Raw genomic sequence first — 792 nt, forward strand, 5'->3', positions numbered from 1 at the left:
TAGGCCGTCGACTCATTACCGCGTAGCCAGATCCTGACGCATACGAGCTTGAGGCTTGCGAGGAAGTTTTCCGCGAGCTTGTCGTAGCGTGTGGCGACGCGGCGGAACTGTTTGATCTTGTTGAAGAAGCGCTCGATCAGGTTCCTGTCCCTGTAGAGGTGCCGGCTGAAGCAGATCGGGTCCTTTCGATTGCTCTTGGGCGGGATGTTGGCCCAAGCTCCGCGTTCCCCGACGAGGGCGCGCAAGGCGTTGGCGTCGTAGCCCTTGTCGGCCATCAGCATCGAACCGGGAGCGAGATGGCCGATCATGTCGGCGGCGCTGGCGATGTCGCTGGCTTGCCCCGCCGTCAGCTTGAGCTGGATCGGGCGCCCTTGCGCATCGACGAGGGCGTGGATTTTGGTGGTGAGCCCGCCTCGCGAGCGACCGACACAACGATCTCGACCCCCCTTTTTCCGGTCGCCCCCTGTTGGTGGACCCGCACGACCGAGGTGTCGATCATCTGGACGTCGCCGTCGTAAGCCTTTGTGATCGCGTCCATCAGCCGATCCCAGATGCCGGCTTTGCGCCAGCGGTTGAAGCGATTGTAGATCGTCGTCGGTGGGCCGTAGCGAGCCGGGACATCCGCCCAGGGCGCACCCGACCGAAGCACCCAGAAGATACCGTTCAGGACCCGCCGATCATCGACCCGCGGCACGCCGCGCGGCTTGTTGGGAAGATGCGGCTCGATCGCCGTCCATTCCAAATCGCTGAGTTCGTAGCGTCCCATCGCCAAGCTCCTCTTTCGGAGCTTGA

The 792-nt window shown here is 63.3% G+C and carries 1 protein-coding gene; it reads right to left on the bottom strand.

Annotated elements, in window-relative coordinates; all coding sequences use genetic code 11:
• Positions 1–766, bottom strand: a protein-coding gene (locus ACFPN9_RS14170; RefSeq protein WP_377817203.1) for an IS5 family transposase whose coding sequence is annotated in 2 segments (ribosomal slippage) — positions 1–454 and positions 454–766 — 767 coding nt annotated over the 2 segments. Because the reading frame shifts where the segments join, the coding sequence is not laid out codon by codon here. This gene is flagged as partial in the annotation.
• Positions 767–792: the final 26 nt, after the last annotated feature.

It is taken from the genome of Allobosea massiliensis (genome assembly GCF_042655245.1).
GTDB lineage: Bacteria > Pseudomonadota > Alphaproteobacteria > Rhizobiales > Beijerinckiaceae > Allobosea > Allobosea massiliensis.